A 19,942-nucleotide genomic window follows, 5' to 3' on the forward strand; every position below is an offset into this window, starting at 1 on the left:
ATGACGCTGACAACAAATGTCTCGGGCGGGTCTGCGGCATTAGCACCCACTGGCCCGGCGCCCTCCGAACCGGCGATCCAGCTAACCCGCGTCAGCAAGCACTTCGGGCGAACGCGGGCGCTGGTAGAGGTTACGCTCGACATCGCGGAGCGCGAGGTGCATGCAATCGTAGGAGAGAACGGGGCCGGCAAATCGACCTTGATCCGCATTCTGACGGCAGCCTTCCAACCGACCGCCGGTTCGGTTGAAATCCTAGGTCGGCAGATCACAGATTTTCGCCCAGGAACGGCGCTGGATCTCGGTGTCTATGCTGTGCATCAAGAAATGCTTCTCTGCCCACACCTGACTGTGACCGAGAATCTATTCCTTGGCCAGGAGGCCACTTGCATGGGCCGTCTGTGCAAGCGGGAGATGCGGGCGCGTGCTGTAGAGACGTTGCGGGATTTCGGCGTAGAAATTGACCCAGGCGCAGTGTTGTCGACACTGTCCATCGGCAGACAGCAGTTGGTTGGTGTGGCGCGATCGATCCTCTTCGATAGTCGAGTCGTGATCTTCGATGAACCGACAGCCTACCTGACACGGCACGATACTGATCTGCTTTTTCGCTATATCCGTCGGTTAAAGGCCGAGGGACGAACGGTCATTTATATCAGCCACAGGATGGAAGAAATCTTCGAGCTGTGCGACCGCGCATCGGTCTTGCGGGACGGCCAGTTGGTGTCGACCTTCGAAACCGCGGCGACATCGCCAGAAGCGCTGATCGAATGCATGGCGAACCGGGCCGTCGGCGACGTTCACCACAAGGAGTTGGTCACGCTCGGACCAAAGGTGTTGGCTGTAGAGGGGCTGAGTGGCGAAGGCTTCGAAGATGTGACCTTCGACGTCCGGGCGGGTGAGATCGTCGGCTTCTTCGGCCTGATCGGATCGGGACGATCCGAGCTGATGCGGGGCATCTTCGGACGCACGCGAAGTCGGGCCGGGCAGGTCTACGTCGAGGACCGAGCCTGCGTGATCCGGCGCGAAGCGGATGCGATCGGGGCGGGCATAGTCCTGATCCCCGAAAGCCGTCGAGACGAAGGACTGTGCCTGTCGCTCGGGATCCGGCCCAATCTGTCGCTGCCCAGCCTGCCTTCTCTGGCGCCTGGTGGGATCGTCAACGGTGGGGAAGAACGTCAATCGACGCGCGGCTGGATGCAGAAACTGGGGATCGTCGCCTCGTCGGTCGAGGTAGAGGTCGGGCGGCTGTCTGGCGGGAACCAGCAGAAGGTCGTGATCGGCAAATGGCTGCAACGCGGCGCCAAGCTCTACATCTTCGACGAACCGACCGTCGGTGTCGACGTCCGCACGAAGTCCGAGATCTATCGCATCATCGCGGGTTTGCTGAAGGAGGGCGCTGCGGTGATCATTGTGTCGTCTTACCTGCCCGAGGTGTTCGACCTGGCGGACAGACTGCACGTCATGCGCACGGGTCGGGTCGTGCAGTCCTTCGACCGGGGACAGGCCAGTCAAGCCGCCGTCTTGTCGGCGGCAATCGGATAGGAGCGGGAAATGCATTCGATCAAATCAAAAATCGGCTCGGTGAATGTCACCCTGCTGCTGAACCTGACGCTGGTTTTCCTGTTGCTGGCAATGTGGACGGGATTGTCGCTGTCGACCAGCACCTTCCTGACTGCTGGGAATATTACCAATCTCATGCGGCAGTGTGCGCTTCTCTCCATCCTTGCGATCGGTCAGACGCTTGTCATCATCACTGCTGGCATCGACCTGTCGGTTGGAGCGCTTGTTGGGTTATCGTCGGTGATCGTGGCGCTTCTGCTGACCTCGGGTGTGTCTATTCCCCTCGCGATCCTGATCACGCTTGTCATGGGCGCCGCGATCGGGCTCTACCATGGCATAGCAATCCGGAAGTTCGGCATACCGCCTTTTATCATCACACTCGCCTCGATGTCCGTGTTTGTAGGCATCGGACTTCTGATTACCAACGGCGCCACAGTTTCCGGCCTTCCGAAGGAGTTTACGCGATTCTCGCGACAGGATTTCCTCGGCATCCCCAGTCTCTTCTGGATGGTGATTGGAGTGGGTCTGCCAATGCACTTTCTGCTCAAACAGACCAAGTGGGGACGACACATCTATTCGGTCGGCTCGAACCCAGAGGCGGCAAGACTGAGTGGCATCGACATCAATGCAACCGTCTGTCTGGTCTACGTGCTGTCAGGAAGTCTGGCTGCCCTGGTCGGCGTGCTAACTGCGAGCCGTATCTCAATCGGCCTCGCCACGACGGGTACGGGTTGGGAGCTCCTGTCCATCGCGGCGGCGGTCATCGGCGGGGCGAGTCTTTTCGGCGCCGTCGGCGGGGTGGCCGGTTCAGTTCTAGGAGCTCTGGCGCTGACCACGATCAACAACGGAGCCAACCTGCTGAACGTCAACCCATATTGGCAGCAGATCATCACTGGGTTTCTGATCGTGGTGATCGTCTATCTCGATCAACTCCGGCGCCGTAGATGATGGGTGAACAGTGAAATGCAAGAAGCAAGGGAACGATCATGAGATTTGTCAGGGGTAATCATAAAGGCCAGCACATTCTCTGCGTTGAGGCGGCGGGCCTCCTACGCGGGCAGGTGATCGAGACAAGGCAAAGCGACCTTCTGGAAGCGGCGTTGGAGATTGGACCAGCGGGTCTGACTGCCCTTGGCCAGTCGCTCGCCAACGGGGCGGTCTTCGACGTCGAAGCGATCAACTTCCTTCCACCGCTGCCCCGTCCGCCTAAGACGGTCTGCGTCGGTCTGAACTACCGCGACCATACGGAGGAGTCCGGTTATGACCAGCCTGACTTCCCGACTTTCTTTGCGCGCTTCCCGTCCAGCTTCATAGGACACAATGCGCCGATGATCGAACCCGCTGGATCGGCGACGTTGGATTTCGAGGGCGAATTGGCGGTGGTGATCGGCAAGCCGGGCCGCCATATCGCGAAGGACCGGGCGCATGATCATATCGCTGGCTTTTCGGTATTCAACGACGGGTCGGTGCGGGAATACCAGTTTAAAGCACCGCAATGGATGCCTGGCAAGAACTTCGACGGCACCGGCGCCTTCGGACCATCGTTGGTCACGGCCGACGAACTCCCCGCAGGCGCCAAAGGACTGAAGATCGAAACCCGGCTCAACGGCAAGGTCGTGCAGAGCTCCAATACCGATGCGTTGGTTTTCTCGATTGCCGAGATTATCGCCCATTTGAGCGAGGCAATGACACTGCAAACGGGGGACGTCATCGTTTCCGGCACACCTTCTGGGATCGGCCATGCGCGCGATCCCAAGCTCTACATGAGAGATGGCGACGTCTGTGAGGTCACAATTGAGGGCCTCGGCACATTGCGCAACCCTATCGCGAGACAGTGAGATGACCGTTATCAGATCGCGCGTGATCAGCCAGCCGGGCGAAGGACATCTAGGGGTCCATTCGCTGAACCACTTCGCAATGACCGTGCCGAGCCTGGAGGAAGCAGAGCGCTTTCATACGGGTTTCGGGCTGGACGTTGTGAACAGGGCGACCGGTTACGCCGCGCGGACGGAAGGCTACAATCACGACTGGGCGCTGTTCATCGAAGGAGCGGCAAAACGCTTTCATCACCTGTCCTTCGGGGTGTTCCCTGAGGACCTCTCACGCTTTCAGGAGCACATTGAGGCTTCGGGCCTACCGCTGTTGGATGCACCGCCGGGCTTCCAGTCGAACGGCCTTTGGCTGCACGACCATGATGGCAACCTGATCGAATTGAAGGTGACCGCGAAGACCGCGCCGGAAGAGAAATATTACGGCACGCACCTGTCCTCCCTTCCCGGCGAGGCGGGTGCGCCAAAGCGGCAGGATGCGCGTCAGGTGCGGCCACGGCGGCTGGCGCATGTGCTGATCTTCACGCGCGACGTCGACAGAGCTGTACGGTTCTACGTACAGATCTTCGGCATGGGCCTGTCGGACCGATCCGGCAACGACATCGCATTCATGCACGGGCGGCACGGTAGCGATCACCACATGGTCGCCTTCGTGCGGTCCGAAGCGCCGGGCATTCATCACACGTCCTGGGACGTGCCGTCGGTGGACCAGGTTGGGTTAGGTGCAAAGCAGATGGCTGACAAAGGCTTCGTCCGGGGATGGGGCGTTGGGCGGCACGTACTGGGCTCGAACTTCTTCCACTATGTCCGCGATCCTTGGGGCAGTTACGCAGAATATTCCTGCGATATCGACTACATCCCGGCCGATGTGGAGTGGGAAGGCCGGGATCATGCGGCGGAGGACAGCTTCTACATCTGGGGTCCAGAGCCGCCGAAAGATTTCACGGTGAACCACGAGGCGTGACCCGACTTGTCGTTCGACATTACAGGAGGACAGAATGACGCTAAAGATCATTGTCATGATTGAGACCAAACCTGGTCAGCGCGCGGCCTGCGTCGAAGCGCTGAAGCGGCTGTTCGACCGCTTATCGGTCAACCCCGACTCCCTGAATACAAAGGTACTGTTAGGGGTGGACGACACCGGCGTTGCGCTGGTCGAGGAATGGAACATGACGCCCGATGCCTTCGGGCGCTTCATGGCCAACGACCCCGCGTATGCGACGTTTGAAATTGAAGCTGGCGCGATGATCGCGGCACGCCACGTATTGCTGAGCGCTGGCGAACCCACTTGGCAGCACCAAGGATAGGACAAAAGATGGCAAAACGACTAAAATCCAGCAAGCCGGACGCGGACCGCGCCGAGGACGACCGCCGCGTGCGCACCACGGTCGAAAAAGCGCTGACGGGAATCGAGACTGGTGGCGACGCGGCAGTGCGAAAACTGAGCGAGGAGTTCGACGGTTTTGCGCCCGCGGCATTCCGGCTGACAATATCAGAGATTGAGGCGGCGATACAAAAGGTCTCGGCTCGCGAGATGGCGGATATCCGGTTCGCGCAGGATCAGATCCGCCGGTTCGCCGAGGCGCAGCGAGCGTCCATGTCGGATATCGAAGTCGAGACGATTCCGGGTGTCATCCTCGGCCATCGCAACATCCCGGTGCAGTCAGTCGGCTGCTATGTGCCGGGCGGAAAGTTTCCCATGGTCGCCTCGGCACATATGTCGGTGCTGACCGCATCGGTTGCGGGCGTGCCGCGCATCGTCGCATCGGCCCCGCCAGTCAAGGGGGCGCCGCATCCGGCCATTGTTGCGGCGATGCATATGGGCGGGGCGCACGAGATACTTTGTCTTGGTGGGATCCAAGCGGTGGGTGCCATGGCCATCGGAACCGAGACCATCGAACCGGTGCACATGCTGGTCGGTCCCGGCAACGCCTTCGTGGCCGAGGCCAAGAGACAGCTTTACGGTCGCGTGGGTATCGACCTTTTCGCCGGACCAACTGAAACCATGGTCATCGCCGACGATACGGTCGATGCCGAGCTTTGCGCGACCGACCTGCTGGGCCAGGCGGAACATGGCTACAACTCCCCAGCTTGCCTTCTGACGAACTCGGAGACGTTGGCCAAGGCGACGTTGACTGAAATCACGCGCCTGCTCGAAATTCTGCCGACGGCCGAAACGGCGCGTGCGTCTTGGCAGGATTACGGAGACGTGATCCTCTGCGACGATCATGACGAGATGCTGCGGATCGCGAATGACATGGCTTATGAGCATGTGCAGATCATGACTGATCGTGACGATTGGTATCTGGACAATATGCATTCCTACGGCGCGCTTTTCCTTGGTCCTCGGACCAACGTGGCCAATGGTGACAAGGTGATTGGCACCAATCACACGCTACCCACGAAAAAAGCGGGGCGCTACACCGGCGGTCTTTGGGTCGGTAAGTTCCTCAAGACGCACAGCTACCAGCGCGTGACCACCGACCATGCGGCTGCTCTGATCGGCGAATACGGGTCGCGGCTGTGCATGCTGGAGGGGTTCTTCGGCCACGCCGAACAATGCAACATCCGCGTCCGCCGCTACGGCGGCGTCAATGTGCCATATGGCTCTGCGGCCGAAGTGCGGATGGGCAAAGAGACGTGACCCCCCTTCCGGTCACGCCTTCCTTTCGCCTTGATGGCAAACGGGCCCTGGTTGCGGGGGCATCCTCCGGCATTGGCCTGGCGGCCGCCGTCGCCATGGCCCACGCGGGGGCCGAGGTCACGCTGCTGGCGCGCCGCGAACGTGAAATCGCGGTGTTGGCCGCGACTTTGGCGGCCGAGGGTCGCAGCGCACATCCAGTGCCTCTCGACATCACCGATCTGGCGGCAGTGGCGGCATTCTGTCGCGACAACGACCCATTCGACGTGCTGGTTAACTCGGCCGGCCTAGCCCGGCACGGGCCCGCGGTTGACACCACGTGCGAGGACTTCGATGCTGCGGTCGATCTGAACCTACGCGCGGCCTATTTCTTGTCGACCGAAGTTGCGCGGGGCCTGATTGCGGCGAACCGACCTGGTAGCATCCTGCATGTCTCCTCGCAGATGGGCCATGTCGGCGGGATCGACCGCAGCGTATACAGCGCCTTGAAACACGCACTCGAGGGCATGACAAAGTCGATGGCCGTGGAGTGGGGGCCTTCTGGCATCCGCGTGAACACGCTGTGTCCAACCTTCGTGCGCACGGCGTTAACGGAACAGACTTTTGCCAATCCCGACAGAAAGAAGTGGATCATGGAAAAGATCAAATTGGGTCGGCTGGCCGAACTTTCGGACCTTATGGGTCCGGTGGTTTTCCTGGCGTCGGATGCGTCGGCAATGGTCACCGGAACGCATCTGATCGTGGATGGCGGTTGGACAGCGGAATAGTACATCCTTCGGTTGACGTTCTTCAACTCATACCGATAATATATCCCTCCAGTATTAATGGATTTTCCATGGGGCGAGATATGAAGTCGGGTAAGAACACAATATCCTCGGACGTTTACAGTCGTCTTCGCGAAGACATCATTTGCTGTCGCGTACCGCCAGGGTCAAAGCTCAACATCCAGCAGATCGTGCGCGATCATGGGGTCAGCCTCGGTGCTGTCCGTGAGGCGCTGTCAAAACTATCTGCCGAAGGCCTTGTCCAATCATTCCAGCGACGCGGCTACGTGGTTCCGGAACTGACTAGGGAAAATCTGGTTCAGCTGACCGCGGCTCGCATCGAGATCGAGAAACTGTGCCTCCGAAATGCTATTGAGCACGCAAGCCTAGAGTGGGAGTCCGAGATCATCGCGTCCGTGTACAGGTTAAATAGCACGCCATATCTAACAGGGGTACCTTCAATACTTTCGCCCGAATGGGCTTTGGCACACAAGTATTTCCACAATGCGCTGGTCGCTTCGTGTGAAAATACTTGGCTGTTGAAGATGCGGTCCCTTCTTTACGATCAAAGTGAGCGTTACCGACAGTATTCTGTTCCGATGGCAAAGTCAGTTCGCAACGTTCAGACTGAGCATTCTGAAATAGCAGAGGCTGTAAGGTTAAAAGATATTGCGAAATCTGAAGTACTTATTTCTCAACATTTCCAGCGAACCTGTACAATCCTTGTGGAGGCGCTAGAGTAGCCTTCACGACCGTACATAAAGCTAAATTCGGGAAAATTTTGGTTCCGTCGCAAATTTCCGAGCCGAATTGGGATAGCCAACCTCTGGACATGATTATGCCGCCAGCTGTGCGAATTGCTGAAACGCGATAAGACCGTTTGCGCCGAACTGACCCTTTCGGATCATGTGAGCGGTTTCGATTCCCGCGATGGTTGCGGCAGTTGAGGCGGACCCGCAGGTCCGCCTTGTGAGAATCAACTCATGGCTTCGCTCAGCGCCTCGGTATCCTCGTAGAAGTGGTAGAGCGCGATCTTTCCGTACTCGATCCGTGTTATCAAGGCCCAATCGCTGAGGAACGGCCTGCCAGTAGCACGCACGGTGTGCCTCAGTTTGCCATAGAACGCGGCATGGCTCTCGTCGCCAAACGCCGTAATCACTTCAAAATCGCCCGGTTCCAGAACCTCGGCAAAACCAGAAAAGAACGCGGCGGCGCCGTCATGGCCGGTAAAGGTTCCGTGCATTGGATTGCCGGGATTGTCGCGTGGGTTGGTCGAAATGAAGACTGCATCGGGCGAAGTCAGGGCCATGGCGGTTTCCATCGCACCCGAGAAGATCGCAGCGAGGAAGGCTTGAGTAACCTCTACGGCGGATTGTGTTGCGTCGGTCATCAGGAAGCTCCTTGGTTGATTGTGGTTGGGGGAAATCCGGCAAGCACCAGCTTGCCAATGGTGCGCTTGCCCTCGATCCGGGAATGGGCCGCGCGCAGGTTGGCAGCATTAATCGGACCGAGAATTTCGGGCGCGGCGGGAGTCAGTCGACCGGCATCGATCAAGCTCGCCAAACGGTTTAGGATGATGCCTTGCCGTGCCCGATCAGGGGTGACGAACATGGCCCGCGTGAACATGAATTCCCAGGTCAGCGCGGCGCTTTTCTGCATCAGCAGATTCACGTCGGGCGGTGTGTCAAACGGGACGATACAGCAGATGCGTCCTTGCGGCGCGAGCATGGCCGCGAGTATCGGGAAGTGCGTGTCAGGATCGGCAGCCAAAAGGATCAGGTCCGGTGCAGGCAGGTCGCGTACAGTCACTTCTGCGGCCATGTCGCCCGAATGGTCGATCACTGCGTCCGCGCCAAGGTTCAGACACCAATCACGCGTTTCACTCCGTGACGCGGTGGCGATAATGGTCAGGCCAGCCACCATCCTACCGACCTGGATTGCCATTGACCCTACCCCTCCGGCACCGCCGACGATCAGAAGGGTCCTTGCTGTGAACAGGCATGCAATTTTGACCCCGTAGCGGGGTGATCGGCATCCAAAAATGACCCCCTTACACTGATGTGGATAATGCCCCCGAGGCTATCGGGGAGCACAGTGTGGGATGTTGGTTGTGGAGACGATTGCGAAGACCCGGCGGGCGTATTTTCAGGACAAGAAGCCGATCAAGCAGATTTGCCGGGAGTTGCGGGTATCGCGGAACACGCGACTTGATGGACAGGGCCACACGCGACTGCCTGGTCACCGGCTATGAGGCCTTGGTGCCGGCCCTCATATTGCCGGATCCCGACGACCGGCACGTTCTGGCGGCCGCGATCGTCGGGCGCTGTGACGCCATCGTCACTCAGAACCTGAAGGACTTCCCACCAGAGGCACTTGAACCATTCGGCATCGAGACCCAGCACCCCGACGACTTTTTTCGGAACCAGCTTTCTCTCGCGCCCGGTCTGGTCTGCTCCGCGCTACGCAAAGTTCGCGCCCGCCTCAAAAGCCCGCCCGAGAGCGTTGACGAATATCTGTCGATCCTGACGCAACAAGGGCTGGTCGCAACTGTTGCTGACCTAGACCAGTTTGCCGATCTGCTCTGATTGGCGCCATCGCGGGTCTGGGCGTGTTCAACTCGTTTTGGCATTGCAAGTGCTAACCTCTCCATTGTCACCGCGCAATCTCCCCAGCCAATACAGCTCGACCATGCACAGCCCGCATGGCTGTGAACCGCTGGCATCCAAACTGGTGGATGACCTCGAGAACCCGCGCCTCATAAGCGGCCATACCGATCTTGCTGCACAGGTCCGAAGCGTGAAATTGGCGGTTTGCGCTTGGTGCGGCCTTGATCTGATCGCGTAATTCGCGCTCTCTCGGATCGAGCATCACCTGCGGTTCGGGCAATTCTCTTGGTCGAGGTGTAGCGCCTGGCGCGGTGCGCCACCTGCGCATGAATCCGAGTAAGAAACCCGCCGGAACCTTCTCGTTGCCGCGCGCGCGGTTGAACGCAAGGAAGCGATCCCAGATCACTTGCGTATCGACATTCCAGCATGGAAGCACGGTCTTCGCAGCCTTGATCAAGTCGGCCCAGCATGTCTGGAACACGTTTGAAACTGCATTAATGTTGATATGCCCTGAGAATACAGTTTTGTTATAATCTTTACTAGATAGTGATGTGTCGTCTCTACCTGACGCGACATCTTCGATCTCGCCTTCTTCATCAAAGGCTGTGAAGCGAAAGAGCCACGGTGCATACTTGCCATTGGGCTTTTGGCGGGTGAGTTGCAGCTGGGAGGCTTCGAGTTCAGTCAAGAGCACGGTCAGATACTGGCGCGAAACGCCCGTTTTGTCTGCGAGCGCAGATAGGGTGAACGCGGCTGTCCCGCGTGACAAGCCGTTGTAGCCTTCCTTCCAGGCGATGCCATCGAGGATGATCGTTGCCAACTTATGGGCGGATACGGAAAGCTCTGTCTGTGTGATCCGTCGCAAGATCAGGCCGGTAGTGGGTTCCATGGTCGGTGTCTCCTGAGAGAGCCGAGGCCATGCCGTGAGATAACAACATTTATGCAAGCAAAACAACTTTGCTGGTTGCAGAGGTTCGGACAGTGCGCTAGAAAAACCTTGTTCACGGGTTTTTTTCTAGCGCGGCGTCAGGCTTCACGGTCTGGCGTCGTTTCCCTTTTTGGGGTCGGTGCACAGTCTCTGGTGCAGGGTTTATCGGATACGGGTCGGCGCCACGCCGCCCCGCGCAGGGTCAGTAGCGGACCTCTTCGAAGCCGTAGTTTCCCTCGTGGTCGCGCCAGTCCACGAAGACGGAGCGGTAGCTGATCGATCTGCAGTGAACGGGCTCGGGAAGTTGCGATACTGGAGGGACATCGGCTACGCTCGACCGTGTCCAACGATAATCGCCTTGCACCCCATATGAACCCAGGCGGGTGCTGTCGTAACGGTTGCAATCGCCATCCCGGTTTTCGTGCTGGCTGAACTGGATGTGATAGACGCGAATGCTGCGAACGAAGTCGAAGGCATCGCCTGAGATGTCGATGTCAGCTTGTTCGTCTGCCTGCACCGGCACAACGAGCGGCGGGTCTTGCGGCACGCTGATCTGAGGCTCAGTTCGAAAAGCGATGTCGTAGAGCCGTTCCATCGGCGAAAGCGGGGCAGGGGCGCTGAACAACACTCCCATCGGGCATCGCCATATCTGTAGGGGCGGCTCGATCGGCCACGGTGTAATCCGCCGAATGAAGACGGCCCGCGCATGGGCGCAAGGCGCCGATGCTGGCCAGCCTCCGGCCAGGCAGAGCAAGATGGCGCAGTCAACCTGGTAGGCTTGCGCCTGCTCGACTGAACCGACGAGGCTCGATACGGTGATAGCAGCGGCGGCCGCCGCGCTTCGGACCCTGTGCTTCATGACGCCGCCTCCAACTATAATGGTGCTGCGATACAAAACAACACTAACGATAGCAAGACTATTTCATCGTATCCTGCTGTTTTCGCACTTCCCTAGAGCCGCGACATAGATCGGTTCGCGAAGTTGAAGACGCAACGGTTGCTCTACCGCCTCGCCTTGGGGCAACCAAATCAGGAAGATCTTGTCGATTTGCTGACGCAAGACGACGTGGAAACCACGCGATCATTGCAATCGCTTACCCTCGATTTATCTGCATTTTCCCGCATGAAACGCGAGTAGGTGCCCGTCGCCCTATACGCCTTGCCTATGCAGTTCAGGTGATGCAGCCGATCCGAAGCGCATAAGAAACACACTTAAAAGACTCGTTTGAGCAAGGAGTTATTGTTGCAATTCGCGCCTCGCCGCATTTTCCATGCAGCGGCGCCATCCGACCGCTTTCCGTCTAGAGGTCACTCAACCGCCTCGACAAACCGCCCGTAGTCCTCGCTCACCTCCCTAGCCTCGACAAAGGCCCGCGCGCGTTCCTCATCGAGGCAACGGAAGTAGTCCTGAACATCGGCGATGTAGGCCTCGAAATCCCCCCGGATCAGATCCGCGTAAGTGCGCATGTCCTCTTGAGACTGGGGAAGAAACGGTCGCTCAGGGGAAATGCAGGCGGCAGCCGGACCGGCCGCTCCAACGTACAGGATCAGCAGCATCAAGGTTATATTGCGCGCACAGTTTATGTGCAGGGCAAAACTCCTTTGCCGCCTTTAAGATTATCGATCTGTCAGGTATCACTCTTATCGAAGCAAGGCGATCTTCGTCAAGTCGGTATTATTGTCTTGCTACCGTTAATGTTGTATTGTATCGCCCACGGTGTTTCGAACCCGTGGGACCGGTACTGCACCTCAGGCAGGAAAGGACCCAAGGGAAGGCCATGATAGAAGAAGCACCGAATGTGGTTACAGAAGACGGATTGCGCGGCCTGCTGGCCGAACACTACCTCATCGAGGTGGTCTGCAAGGATGGCGCCGAGAAGCGCCATAACAGTTGGTACGGCACATGGGTCATCCGTGCCGTTGCTGAGGACGGGCGTGACGACAAGATGCTCGTCACGAGCCGTAGCTATCTCAAGGTTCGCGAGTTCAAGACGATTGTCGGTCTTGTCAGCTTCCTTGCCGACATGGGTTGCACGACCGCCAGCATCCCGCTCATCGAAGGCGCCCGCGAGCGCCATGCAGCACCCGGGCGCACGCCCGAGCCACGAACCGGCCCGGTTCTGGTCAAGGACAACTGACCGCGCATTTGCGCTCGTCGTTGCATTGGGTACAGGTGTTTGTTCAGCACCCCCGGCCCTTGCCGACGGTTTCATCTTCCAGGTCAGCCCCGATGGCCGACTGATCGACATGGCCGAGACCACGAGCAGCCTGCGCTCGTTCACCGGCGACGACGATGCCCAGAATGGGCCCCTTCCAGATCGCCTCTTTCTTTTTGCAGCGCCGCAGTCCCGCGGGGATGATGATCCCCTGAGCGATGTGACGGCTGCAGCAGCGGTCGCCCCGCGCGCGGTCCGCGCCTCACCCGAAATCCTCCACGCCATCGAGACCACCGCCTTGCGTTACGGCAGTCATGACGCTCTGCGTCAGGCAGGTCTGTCGGTCAGTGATTGGGCGCTGTTCTACCGCGCCAATATCGAGGTCGAAAGCGCCTACAATCCTGGCGCTCTGAGCCCGGTCGGGGCAATCGGGCTTGGGCAACTGATGCCCGACACCGCGCGCGATCTCGGCGTTGACCCGCACGACCTTGCTCAGAACCTCGACGGCTCGGCCCGATACCTTCTGATGATGCTCGAGGAGTTCGGCGATCCCGCGCTGGCGCTCGCGGCCTACAATGCCGGTCCCCATGCGGTCACCCGCCATGGCGGCATTCCCCCCTTTCGAGAAACCCAAGGCCATGTGGCCCGTGTGACAGCCGTGTTCCAGCGGCTGAGAGGAGACCTTTCGTGACGTCCAAATCTTCCCTTGTCGCGCTCGGCGCGATGGCCCTTATCGTGCTGGCGGGCCCGGCGCTGGCCCAAAGCATCGACCTCTCGCCCGTGCAGACGCTGCTGCAAGGCATCGTCGACGCGATCACCGGCCCCTTGGGCATCGTGATCGGCACGCTCGCGCTGATCGGCGTGTTCCTCTCCTGGCTCTTCGGAATCTTGGATTTCCGTCAGGCGCTCTGGGTCGTGGTCGCGATCGCAGGCATCGCCGCGGCGCCCACCATCGTCGCCGCCATCTGGACGACCTGAGCAAGTCTGGAGTTCTTGGCGATGTCCGACCAGTCCCGCGTGTTCATCGGCCTTCTCAGGCCACCCAAGCTGATGGGCTTGCCGATCATGTATGCCATGGTCTGGCTCTTCGGCTCGACGCTTCTGTTCCTCTGGGTCCAGAGCTGGGTGGTGGCTGTGTTCGCGGGCTTGGCCTGGCCGGCGCTTTGGAAAGCCGCGGACTGGGATCCGAACTTCCTCGATGTCCTCGTGATCACCTTGCAGGAAACCCCGCCCACGACGAACCGCAAGCTTCACGGGGGCGACAGCTATGCCCCGTGATGGAGTAGCCGATGACGTGGCCGACACACTCGATCCGCTGACCGCGCTGCCTGCGTGGGTCAAGGGCGAGAAGCGGCTCTCGTCCATGCTGCCCTATGTGAGCCTCGTGACCGACCGGACGATCCGGACGCGCGGCAACGAACTGATGCAATGCATCCGGCTCGAGGGGGTGAACAGCACCACGAGCGAGGACGGGCATCTCGACCGGATCGGCGGACTCTTGGCGGGCATCATCGCGCAGGTCGGGACGGAGTTCTCCTTCTACCTGCACAAGGTGTCGAAAGCGGTCGACGTGTCTCTGCCGGCGATCCCGGGCGAAGGGTTCGCCGCCGCCGTCGATCAGCGCTGGCGCGCGCATCTGGGCCAAGCGGGCCTGCGCGACAAGACCCTGACCCTGACAGTGCTGAAGCGCCCGGAGATCGGCAGCCGCTTGCCCTTCGGTCTTGGGGCGTCCCGCGCGCGGCATGCAGCCGACACGACCCGACGCTTGCGCAAGCTCGATGAGGTCGTGGGGTTTCTGCAGTCGTCCTTCGATGAGTTGAAGCCCCGCCTGCTTGCGGCCAGCACGGGTGAGCTGCTGGGCTTCCTCGGCTCGCTCAACACAGGCGAAGAACATCCGCTCTTCCCGCGGTCGCGCCTCGGCGTGATCGCCGAGGATGTCGCCAATACCCGCGTCACCTTCCGCGGCACGACCATCGCGCTCTCCGACGGCGCTGTGGGCGACAAGCTCGGCGCGATCTTCGCGGTGAAGAACTATCCCGCCAAGACGGACAGCCTGATGCTCGACGAGCTGAACCTGCCCGTCGACATGGTGGTCACGCATTCTTTCGTGCCGATCAACGCAAACATCATGGCAGGCCGGATCAAGCGGCAGTTGCGCCTGATGCAGGCGGCCAATGACGGGGCCGTCAGCCTCGCGCAGGAGTTGGAGCTTGCGCAGGACGATCTGGAATCGAAACGCCTGATCTTTGGCGAACACCACATGACGGTGGCGGTTTATGCGCGATCTCAGGCCGCCCTCGACGATATCGCAGCCGAAATCCGCAACATTTCCGCGACCTCCGGCATAAACCTGATCTCGGAGGCCTTCGGGGCACGGGCGCATTTCATGGCGCAGCATCCGGGGAACACTGGCGCGCGGAGCCGCAAGGCCGCGATCACGAACCACAACTTCGCCGATCTCGCCACCTTCCACCGCACCCCGCTCGGCAAGACGGCCGCGCAAGTGCCCTGGGGCGTGCCGATCACGCTTTTCCCGACGCCCGAACGCAGCGGGTTCCGTTTCAACTTCCACGAACAGGGCGCGCCTGACCGTGAGCCCACAGGCGGGCACACGCTGATCTTGGGGCGCCCCGGTTCGGGCAAATCCGTGCTGGCGGCTTTCCTCATGACCATGGCCCGGCGAGCAGGTGCCCGACTCTTCGTCTTCGACTATCGGGCTGGCATGGAAATGGCCGTCCGCGCGCTTGGTGGTAGCTATTCGACCGTGCGGGCGGGACGGCCCACGGGCCTGAACCCACTGCAGACGGAGATCGACCCGCGCGGTCAGGCCTGGCTTGCCGACTGGCTTGCCAGCCTCCTCGAACGCCGCGACCGGCCTTTGACCCCGGTACAGACCAACCGCCTGCAGGAGGTCGTGCGCCAGAACGCCAGCGCCGGGAACGCAGGTCTTCGGAACTGGTCGGACTTCGCCTCGCTCCTCGTCTCGACCGATGACGAAGGCGATCTCTTTGAGCGGATGCAGGAATGGACGGCTGAGGGCCGCTACGGCTGGATCTTTGGGGCGAACACAGACGACACTTTCCAAATCGGGGGCAGCACCGACGGTGACGTCGCGGGCTTCGATCTGACCGGCATCCTCGATTCCGAGAGCGAGCGGGAACGCATGGCGGTCCTGTCCTACCTCTTTCGTCGCGTCGAGCGGGTGATCGAGGACCGCAAGCCCACGATCATCGTCATCGACGAGGCCTGGAAGGCGCTCGACAACGCCTACTTCGCGGAGCGGCTCTCGAACTGGTTGGTGACAGCGCGCAAGCAAAACGCAGTCGTCGTGATGATGACGCAATATGCCAGCCAGCTCGAGCGCACGCGGACCGGCAAGACCATCGTGGAAGCCGTGCCGACCCAAGTGCTCCTGCCCAATATCCGCGCCTCGGCCGCCGATTACGCGATGCTCGGCCTCAGCGACAAAGAACTCGATGTGCTTTTGGGCGTCGGCTCCGCCTCGCGGCTGGCCCTCGTGCGCGATGACCGGGGTTCCGTCGTGATCGACGCCGATCTCAGCGCCCTCGGCCCCCTCGTAACCATCCTTGGCGGCATGGAGAAGGGCGAGGCCCTCGTTGGCCCCGACTACCGTGACCGCCCTGATTTCTGGAGAGTGACATGACCCGTACCATCATTCGCAGCGTCGCGCTGCTCGGGCTCGGCCTGACCCTGACAGCCTGTGCGCAGCATAACCCCCAGCAAGCCAACTGCTTCAATTTTCGCGAGGCTCCTGCGCAGGCAGGAGCCGCCGCCGTCACGATCTCGACCATGGGGGCGGAGGTCACGCGCCGCGACACGGCTTGCGATTTCGTGATGCTGGGGGCAGGCGGCTAATCGCATGCGGACCTGGCTCCCCCTCTCGATGGTCAGTCTTGCACTGGCAGGCCCCAGCGTCGGGCCAGCGGTCGCTCAAGGCGTGCCGACCTTCGATCTACGCCTGTTTGCCGAACGACAGGCAATCCTCGAGCAGACCGATCAGGATCTGGCACTTCAGCAGGACCGGCTGACCCGCGAAGAGGAACTGGCGGAGATCGAGCGCCAGCAACTCGCCTCGCTAGAGGGGCTCATGGATGCCATGTCCCTCGGCTCCGGCGATGTCGCGGGAACCGTTGCGGGGCTCGAGGCGGGGCAAGGGGCGGTTGACGACGTCGAAAGCGCGGCCGCCAGCCTCTATGCGCCGGAGGACAACAACCCGGCCGCGGCCCGGATGTTCGGAGATGCCCGGGAAGGGATCGAGGAATTGATCATCCGCGCCGCGCGTCATACCCACGGCCTGCCGGGTGTGAGCCGTGCGGGCCTTTCGCTCGTGCAGTGGCGCTGCCTTCTGCAGGCGCTGATCTGGCAAGAAAGTCGCTTCCAAATTGGCGCGCGCTCGCCTGTGGGGGCCTTCGGGCTCACGCAGATCATGCCCGGCACCGCGGGCGATCTCGGGATCTACCCGGCCTACTATGACGATCCCTGGCTGCAGGTGACGGGGGGCGCCCGCTACCTCGCGCAGATGCTGAACATGTTCGATGGCAACATCATCCATGCGCTCGCCGCTTACAACGCAGGCCCGGGCAACGTTCAGAACTACGGCGGCGTCCCGCCCTTTGCGGAAACCCAGCATTACGTCGTGGTGATCCCGCAGCAGTACAACAGCTACCTCGCCGCCGTGGGCGGCATCGATGCGCTCGGCACTATCGACCCTGTCCTTCTGGCGAACGCGAGCTTCAGTCTCTCCGCCCATGGGGCGGGTGTCTACGGCGACTACTCGTTGGTCTCGGTCCGCGCAGCTGCCTTGCGGGTGCAGGACATCATCACCCGCATCGGCGAGACCGAAGACCTGCACGAGGCCATCGCGCTCAACACCTACGCGCGCGCCGAGCTTGCCCGGCTGGTCGCGATCCGCACCCGGATCAAGGCCGCTCACACCCAACCGCTGAGCGAGGAGCAACTCGCCATGGCCGCGGCCCAAGCCGCCGAGCGACAATATATGGATTTCACCCAGGAGAATTTGCGATGATCCGGCGCTTGTCCCGTTCCCTTACCACCACCGCCGCGACGCTCGCGCTGGCCACCGTCCTTGCGGGGCCTGTCACCGCACAGGGCGTGCCCACGGTCGATACCCAGAACATCGCCCAGGAAATCCGTCAGCTTCAGCAGATGCTGCAGGATTTCGGGATCCAGACCGATCTTCTGGACAATGCGCTGGAGCAGCTCGACCTTCTGCAGCAACAGTTCGACCAGCTCGAGGAGATGTATGCCTCGCTGACCGGGCCGCGCAGTATCCTTGGGTTAGCCATGGGCGGCGATCTCGACGACCTCCTGCAGGCCAATTTCGAAGACATTCCCGGTCTGATCCGGGGCATCCAGGCGGGCGACTGGTCAAGCCTGATCGGCCCCAACGCAGGGCCCCTGCGCACGCAGATGGAACAGGCGCTCGCCAGCGCCGGATTCGATGAGGATTCACTCCGCGAGATCGCCACCAGCGGCAATCCCGGCGCAGAAGGTGTCGCGATCCGCGCCACGACGGGCGCCGTGATGTCCGCGGCCGCCCAGAACAGCCATGCAGAGGCCGCTCAGTCGCTCGAACGCGTCGAACAACTCGTCGAGCTGATCCCCGACATGGAGGACCTCAAGGAGTCAATGGACCACAACACCCGCGTCACGGCGGAACTCGCGATCGCCATGACGCGGATGTGGGAGCTTGAAGCGATCCAGACCCTCGGCGCGGGCAACGCGGGCGTGGTGGATGCTGCCACCGTTGCCGAAGAGCGGCGCTACATGGACTTCACCCTGCCGAGCCTCGCGCCATGAGCAAGGCTCCAGACATGACGGCAGGTATGAGCACGCGAGAACTCGTCGAGGAGGAACTGATCCATGGCGCACTGCGCCGGGAACAGCTCTGGCGGTTGATCGGCCTTTGCGGGGCGGGCTTTGGCGTTTTTGGCTGCCTTGCAGCCGCAGTCGTCGCCCTGATGGTCGAGACGCCCCCGCCAGTCGTCGTGCCCTATGACCCCGCGACCGGTCTCGCTCTGCCGAACGCCACGGTCGAAACGGTCTCGTTGGCGGAGCGTCCCGCCATTATCGAGGCGCAGATCTACCGCTACATCCTGGATCGCGAGGCCTACAACCAGCTCGACAACGATCTGCGCGTGCGCCGCGTTCTGGCGCAATCCACCGGGGCGGCCGAGGCCAGCATGCGCACCATGTGGACCTCCGGGCAGGAGAGCTATCCGCCGACCCGCTACGGCCCCGCGGCAGAGATGGCTGTCGAGATCGCCTCGATCACGCTGATCGGTGACAACCGCGCCCAGGTACGTCTCAGAAAGCGCCTGACCAGCCCGCAGGGCGCGCAGGACGGATCGTTCACCGCAACATTGATGTTCGCTTTTCAGCCCGAACGGACCCGCTCGATCGACGATGTCTGGCAGAACCCCTTCGGCTTCACCGTCACCCAATATGCCATCCGATCGGACCGTTCCGAATGACCTCTGTTCCCGTTCTCGCATCCGTTCACGCCCTGCTCGTCGCCGGTGCCCTGGTGCTTTCCACACCAACAGCCTTTGCCGAGACCACGCCGCGCGCTGGCCCCCATGACAATCGCGTCCGGATCGCCACCTGGACCGAGGGGCAGGTCTACCGCGTCGTCACCACTCTGACCCGCGTCACCACCGTCGAGTTCGGCGAGGGCGAGACCATCCGCTCGATCATCGCAGGCGACACGGTGGGCTTCCAGTTCGACGGCGTGCCGGGCGGTCGGGCCTTCGCGATCAAGCCTGCCGCCTCTGGTGTCGCCACCAACATCACGGTCTACACGAACCGTCGCTCCTACTATTTCCACGTGGTCGAGGCGCGCGAGACCCCGCATTACGTCGTGCAGTTCCGCTATCCCGAGAGCCGCGTTCAACCGGCCCGGGCGGTCGCGGCAGAGGCGCCGAATGCCAACTACGCTGTCAGCGCCCGGGAGGAGTTCACACCGACAGCCATCTGGGATGACGGCACCTTCACGTATTTCCGCTTCGCGCGGAACGCGCCGGTCCCGGCGATCTTTCGCTATGCGAATGGCGGCGAGCGGGCGGTGAACAGCACGGCACTCGAGGACGGTGTGATCCGGGTCTCGGGTGTGAACCGGCAATGGGTCCTGCGCCTCGGCGAAGACGAAGTCTGTGTTCAGGATATGGGTGGGCCCACGTCATGAGCCAGGACACCGAAGACCTCGCCGCCCGCCTCGCGGCCCTTGAAGCGACAGGCGACAAGAAGCGCGGTGCCGCGCGGGCCTCCCCGCTGGCCGCCATCCTCGGTGTGGCCGGGATCGTGGCCGTGGGCGGGCTGGCCTGGGCCGCCCTACAGCCATCGCCGGAAGCCCCACTGCCGACCGCAGCTCCGGAAGAGTTCCAGACCACAGGATCGGGCTTTGGGGACCTGGCCCCAATG

The 19,942-nt window shown here is 61.3% G+C and carries 24 protein-coding genes and 1 pseudogene; 19 read left to right on the forward strand and 6 right to left on the reverse strand.

Features of this window, described 5'->3' with window-relative positions; all coding sequences use genetic code 11:
- The 8 genes from IMCC21224_RS21670 to IMCC21224_RS21705 all read left to right on the forward strand — a co-directional run bounded on the left by IMCC21224_RS21670 (position 1) and on the right by IMCC21224_RS21705 (position 7,534).
- Entirely contained in the window at positions 1–1,539 is a 1,539-nt protein-coding gene (locus IMCC21224_RS21670) for a sugar ABC transporter ATP-binding protein (RefSeq protein ID WP_047997706.1), read from the forward strand.
- 9 nt (positions 1,540–1,548) lie between these two features.
- Entirely contained in the window at positions 1,549–2,505 is a 957-nt protein-coding gene (locus IMCC21224_RS21675) for an ABC transporter permease (RefSeq protein ID WP_047997707.1), read from the forward strand.
- A gap of 38 nt (positions 2,506–2,543) precedes the next feature.
- Complete coding sequence (locus tag IMCC21224_RS21680; RefSeq protein WP_047997708.1) at positions 2,544–3,395, forward strand: fumarylacetoacetate hydrolase family protein; 852 nt, start codon at positions 2,544–2,546, stop codon at positions 3,393–3,395.
- 1 nt (position 3,396) lies between these two features.
- The gene (locus IMCC21224_RS21685) at positions 3,397–4,350 is read left to right on the forward strand and encodes a VOC family protein (protein WP_047997709.1); all 954 of its coding nucleotides are present in this window, start codon (positions 3,397–3,399) and stop codon (positions 4,348–4,350) included.
- Positions 4,351–4,384: 34 nt separating this feature from the next.
- Positions 4,385–4,693, forward strand: a complete 309-nt coding sequence (locus IMCC21224_RS21690) for a hypothetical protein (RefSeq protein WP_047997710.1) — start codon at positions 4,385–4,387, stop codon at positions 4,691–4,693.
- Between the two features lie 8 nt (positions 4,694–4,701).
- Positions 4,702–6,030 (forward strand): histidinol dehydrogenase, encoded by a 1,329-nt coding sequence (gene hisD / locus IMCC21224_RS21695; protein ID WP_047997711.1) that lies wholly within the window; start codon positions 4,702–4,704, stop codon positions 6,028–6,030.
- Entirely contained in the window at positions 6,027–6,794 is a 768-nt protein-coding gene (locus IMCC21224_RS21700) for an SDR family NAD(P)-dependent oxidoreductase (protein WP_047997712.1), read from the forward strand. The genes hisD and IMCC21224_RS21700 overlap by 4 nt, the downstream gene beginning before the upstream one ends.
- A gap of 68 nt (positions 6,795–6,862) precedes the next feature.
- Positions 6,863–7,534 carry a GntR family transcriptional regulator gene (locus tag IMCC21224_RS21705; protein WP_047997713.1) on the forward strand — a complete coding sequence of 224 codons (672 nt, stop codon included), beginning with the start codon at positions 6,863–6,865 and terminating at the stop codon, positions 7,532–7,534.
- 93 nt (positions 7,535–7,627) lie between these two features.
- Here IMCC21224_RS21705 and IMCC21224_RS29025 read toward each other — a convergent pair.
- The 3 genes and pseudogenes from IMCC21224_RS29025 to IMCC21224_RS21715 all read right to left on the reverse strand — a co-directional run.
- A pseudogene (locus IMCC21224_RS29025) lies at positions 7,628–7,786 on the reverse strand (IS6 family transposase); the annotation flags it as partial.
- The gene (locus IMCC21224_RS21710; protein WP_047997714.1) at positions 7,768–8,181 is read right to left on the reverse strand and encodes a nuclear transport factor 2 family protein; all 414 of its coding nucleotides are present in this window, start codon (positions 8,179–8,181) and stop codon (positions 7,768–7,770) included. The pseudogene IMCC21224_RS29025 and the gene IMCC21224_RS21710, both read right to left, overlap by 19 nt.
- The gene (locus IMCC21224_RS21715; protein WP_053079151.1) at positions 8,181–8,735 is read right to left on the reverse strand and encodes a zinc-binding dehydrogenase; all 555 of its coding nucleotides are present in this window, start codon (positions 8,733–8,735) and stop codon (positions 8,181–8,183) included. Before IMCC21224_RS21715 ends, IMCC21224_RS21710 begins: the two co-directional genes overlap by 1 nt.
- Before the next feature lie 266 nt (positions 8,736–9,001).
- Between IMCC21224_RS21715 and IMCC21224_RS21720 the strand changes: the two genes are divergently transcribed.
- Positions 9,002–9,376: a PIN domain-containing protein gene (locus IMCC21224_RS21720; protein ID WP_082135402.1), complete on the forward strand. Its 375-nt coding sequence runs from the start codon at positions 9,002–9,004 to the stop codon at positions 9,374–9,376.
- Positions 9,377–9,443: 67 nt separating this feature from the next.
- Here the strand turns inward: IMCC21224_RS21720 and IMCC21224_RS21725 are convergent, their stop codons facing one another.
- The 3 genes from IMCC21224_RS21725 to IMCC21224_RS21735 all read right to left on the reverse strand — a co-directional run bounded on the left by IMCC21224_RS21725 (position 9,444) and on the right by IMCC21224_RS21735 (position 11,882).
- Complete coding sequence (locus IMCC21224_RS21725; protein WP_047997715.1) at positions 9,444–10,286, reverse strand: hypothetical protein; 843 nt, start codon at positions 10,284–10,286, stop codon at positions 9,444–9,446.
- 241 nt (positions 10,287–10,527) lie between these two features.
- Positions 10,528–10,959, reverse strand: coding sequence for a hypothetical protein (locus IMCC21224_RS21730; protein ID WP_369796059.1), 432 nt, complete (start codon positions 10,957–10,959; stop codon positions 10,528–10,530).
- Between the two features lie 674 nt (positions 10,960–11,633).
- Positions 11,634–11,882 (reverse strand): hypothetical protein, encoded by a 249-nt coding sequence (locus IMCC21224_RS21735; RefSeq protein ID WP_047997717.1) that lies wholly within the window; start codon positions 11,880–11,882, stop codon positions 11,634–11,636.
- 221 nt (positions 11,883–12,103) lie between these two features.
- On the opposite strand from IMCC21224_RS21735, the gene IMCC21224_RS21740 reads away from it, so the two are divergent.
- From IMCC21224_RS21740 to IMCC21224_RS21785, 10 genes are all read left to right on the forward strand, one after another.
- Positions 12,104–12,463 carry a hypothetical protein gene (locus tag IMCC21224_RS21740; protein WP_047997718.1) on the forward strand — a complete coding sequence of 120 codons (360 nt, stop codon included), beginning with the start codon at positions 12,104–12,106 and terminating at the stop codon, positions 12,461–12,463.
- A 109-nt stretch (positions 12,464–12,572) separates the two neighbouring features.
- Positions 12,573–13,172, forward strand: a complete 600-nt coding sequence (locus IMCC21224_RS21745; RefSeq protein ID WP_369796060.1) for a lytic transglycosylase domain-containing protein — start codon at positions 12,573–12,575, stop codon at positions 13,170–13,172.
- Positions 13,169–13,459 (forward strand): TrbC/VirB2 family protein, encoded by a 291-nt coding sequence (locus tag IMCC21224_RS21750; RefSeq protein WP_072244820.1) that lies wholly within the window; start codon positions 13,169–13,171, stop codon positions 13,457–13,459. Before IMCC21224_RS21745 ends, IMCC21224_RS21750 begins: the two co-directional genes overlap by 4 nt.
- Before the next feature lie 21 nt (positions 13,460–13,480).
- Complete coding sequence (locus IMCC21224_RS21755; protein WP_018065947.1) at positions 13,481–13,759, forward strand: type IV secretion system protein VirB3; 279 nt, start codon at positions 13,481–13,483, stop codon at positions 13,757–13,759.
- Positions 13,749–16,145 carry a type IV secretion system protein B4 gene (locus tag IMCC21224_RS21760; RefSeq protein ID WP_047997720.1) on the forward strand — a complete coding sequence of 799 codons (2,397 nt, stop codon included), beginning with the start codon at positions 13,749–13,751 and terminating at the stop codon, positions 16,143–16,145. The genes IMCC21224_RS21755 and IMCC21224_RS21760 overlap by 11 nt, the downstream gene beginning before the upstream one ends.
- Complete coding sequence (locus IMCC21224_RS21765; protein WP_047997721.1) at positions 16,142–16,357, forward strand: hypothetical protein; 216 nt, start codon at positions 16,142–16,144, stop codon at positions 16,355–16,357. Before IMCC21224_RS21760 ends, IMCC21224_RS21765 begins: the two co-directional genes overlap by 4 nt.
- Positions 16,358–16,361: 4 nt before the next feature.
- Positions 16,362–17,528 carry a lytic transglycosylase domain-containing protein gene (locus IMCC21224_RS21770; protein ID WP_047997722.1) on the forward strand — a complete coding sequence of 389 codons (1,167 nt, stop codon included), beginning with the start codon at positions 16,362–16,364 and terminating at the stop codon, positions 17,526–17,528.
- Positions 17,525–18,322, forward strand: a complete 798-nt coding sequence (locus IMCC21224_RS21775) for a type IV secretion system protein (RefSeq protein ID WP_047997723.1) — start codon at positions 17,525–17,527, stop codon at positions 18,320–18,322. The genes IMCC21224_RS21770 and IMCC21224_RS21775 overlap by 4 nt, the downstream gene beginning before the upstream one ends.
- Before the next feature lie 26 nt (positions 18,323–18,348).
- Positions 18,349–18,996, forward strand: a complete 648-nt coding sequence (locus IMCC21224_RS21780) for a virB8 family protein (RefSeq protein ID WP_047997724.1) — start codon at positions 18,349–18,351, stop codon at positions 18,994–18,996.
- Positions 18,993–19,706, forward strand: a complete 714-nt coding sequence (locus tag IMCC21224_RS21785; RefSeq protein ID WP_047997725.1) for a TrbG/VirB9 family P-type conjugative transfer protein — start codon at positions 18,993–18,995, stop codon at positions 19,704–19,706. Before IMCC21224_RS21780 ends, IMCC21224_RS21785 begins: the two co-directional genes overlap by 4 nt.
- The last annotated feature ends 236 nt before the right edge of the window (positions 19,707–19,942 follow it).

Origin of the sequence: Puniceibacterium sp. IMCC21224 (assembly GCF_001038505.1) — a bacterium.
Classification (GTDB): domain Bacteria; phylum Pseudomonadota; class Alphaproteobacteria; order Rhodobacterales; family Rhodobacteraceae; genus Puniceibacterium.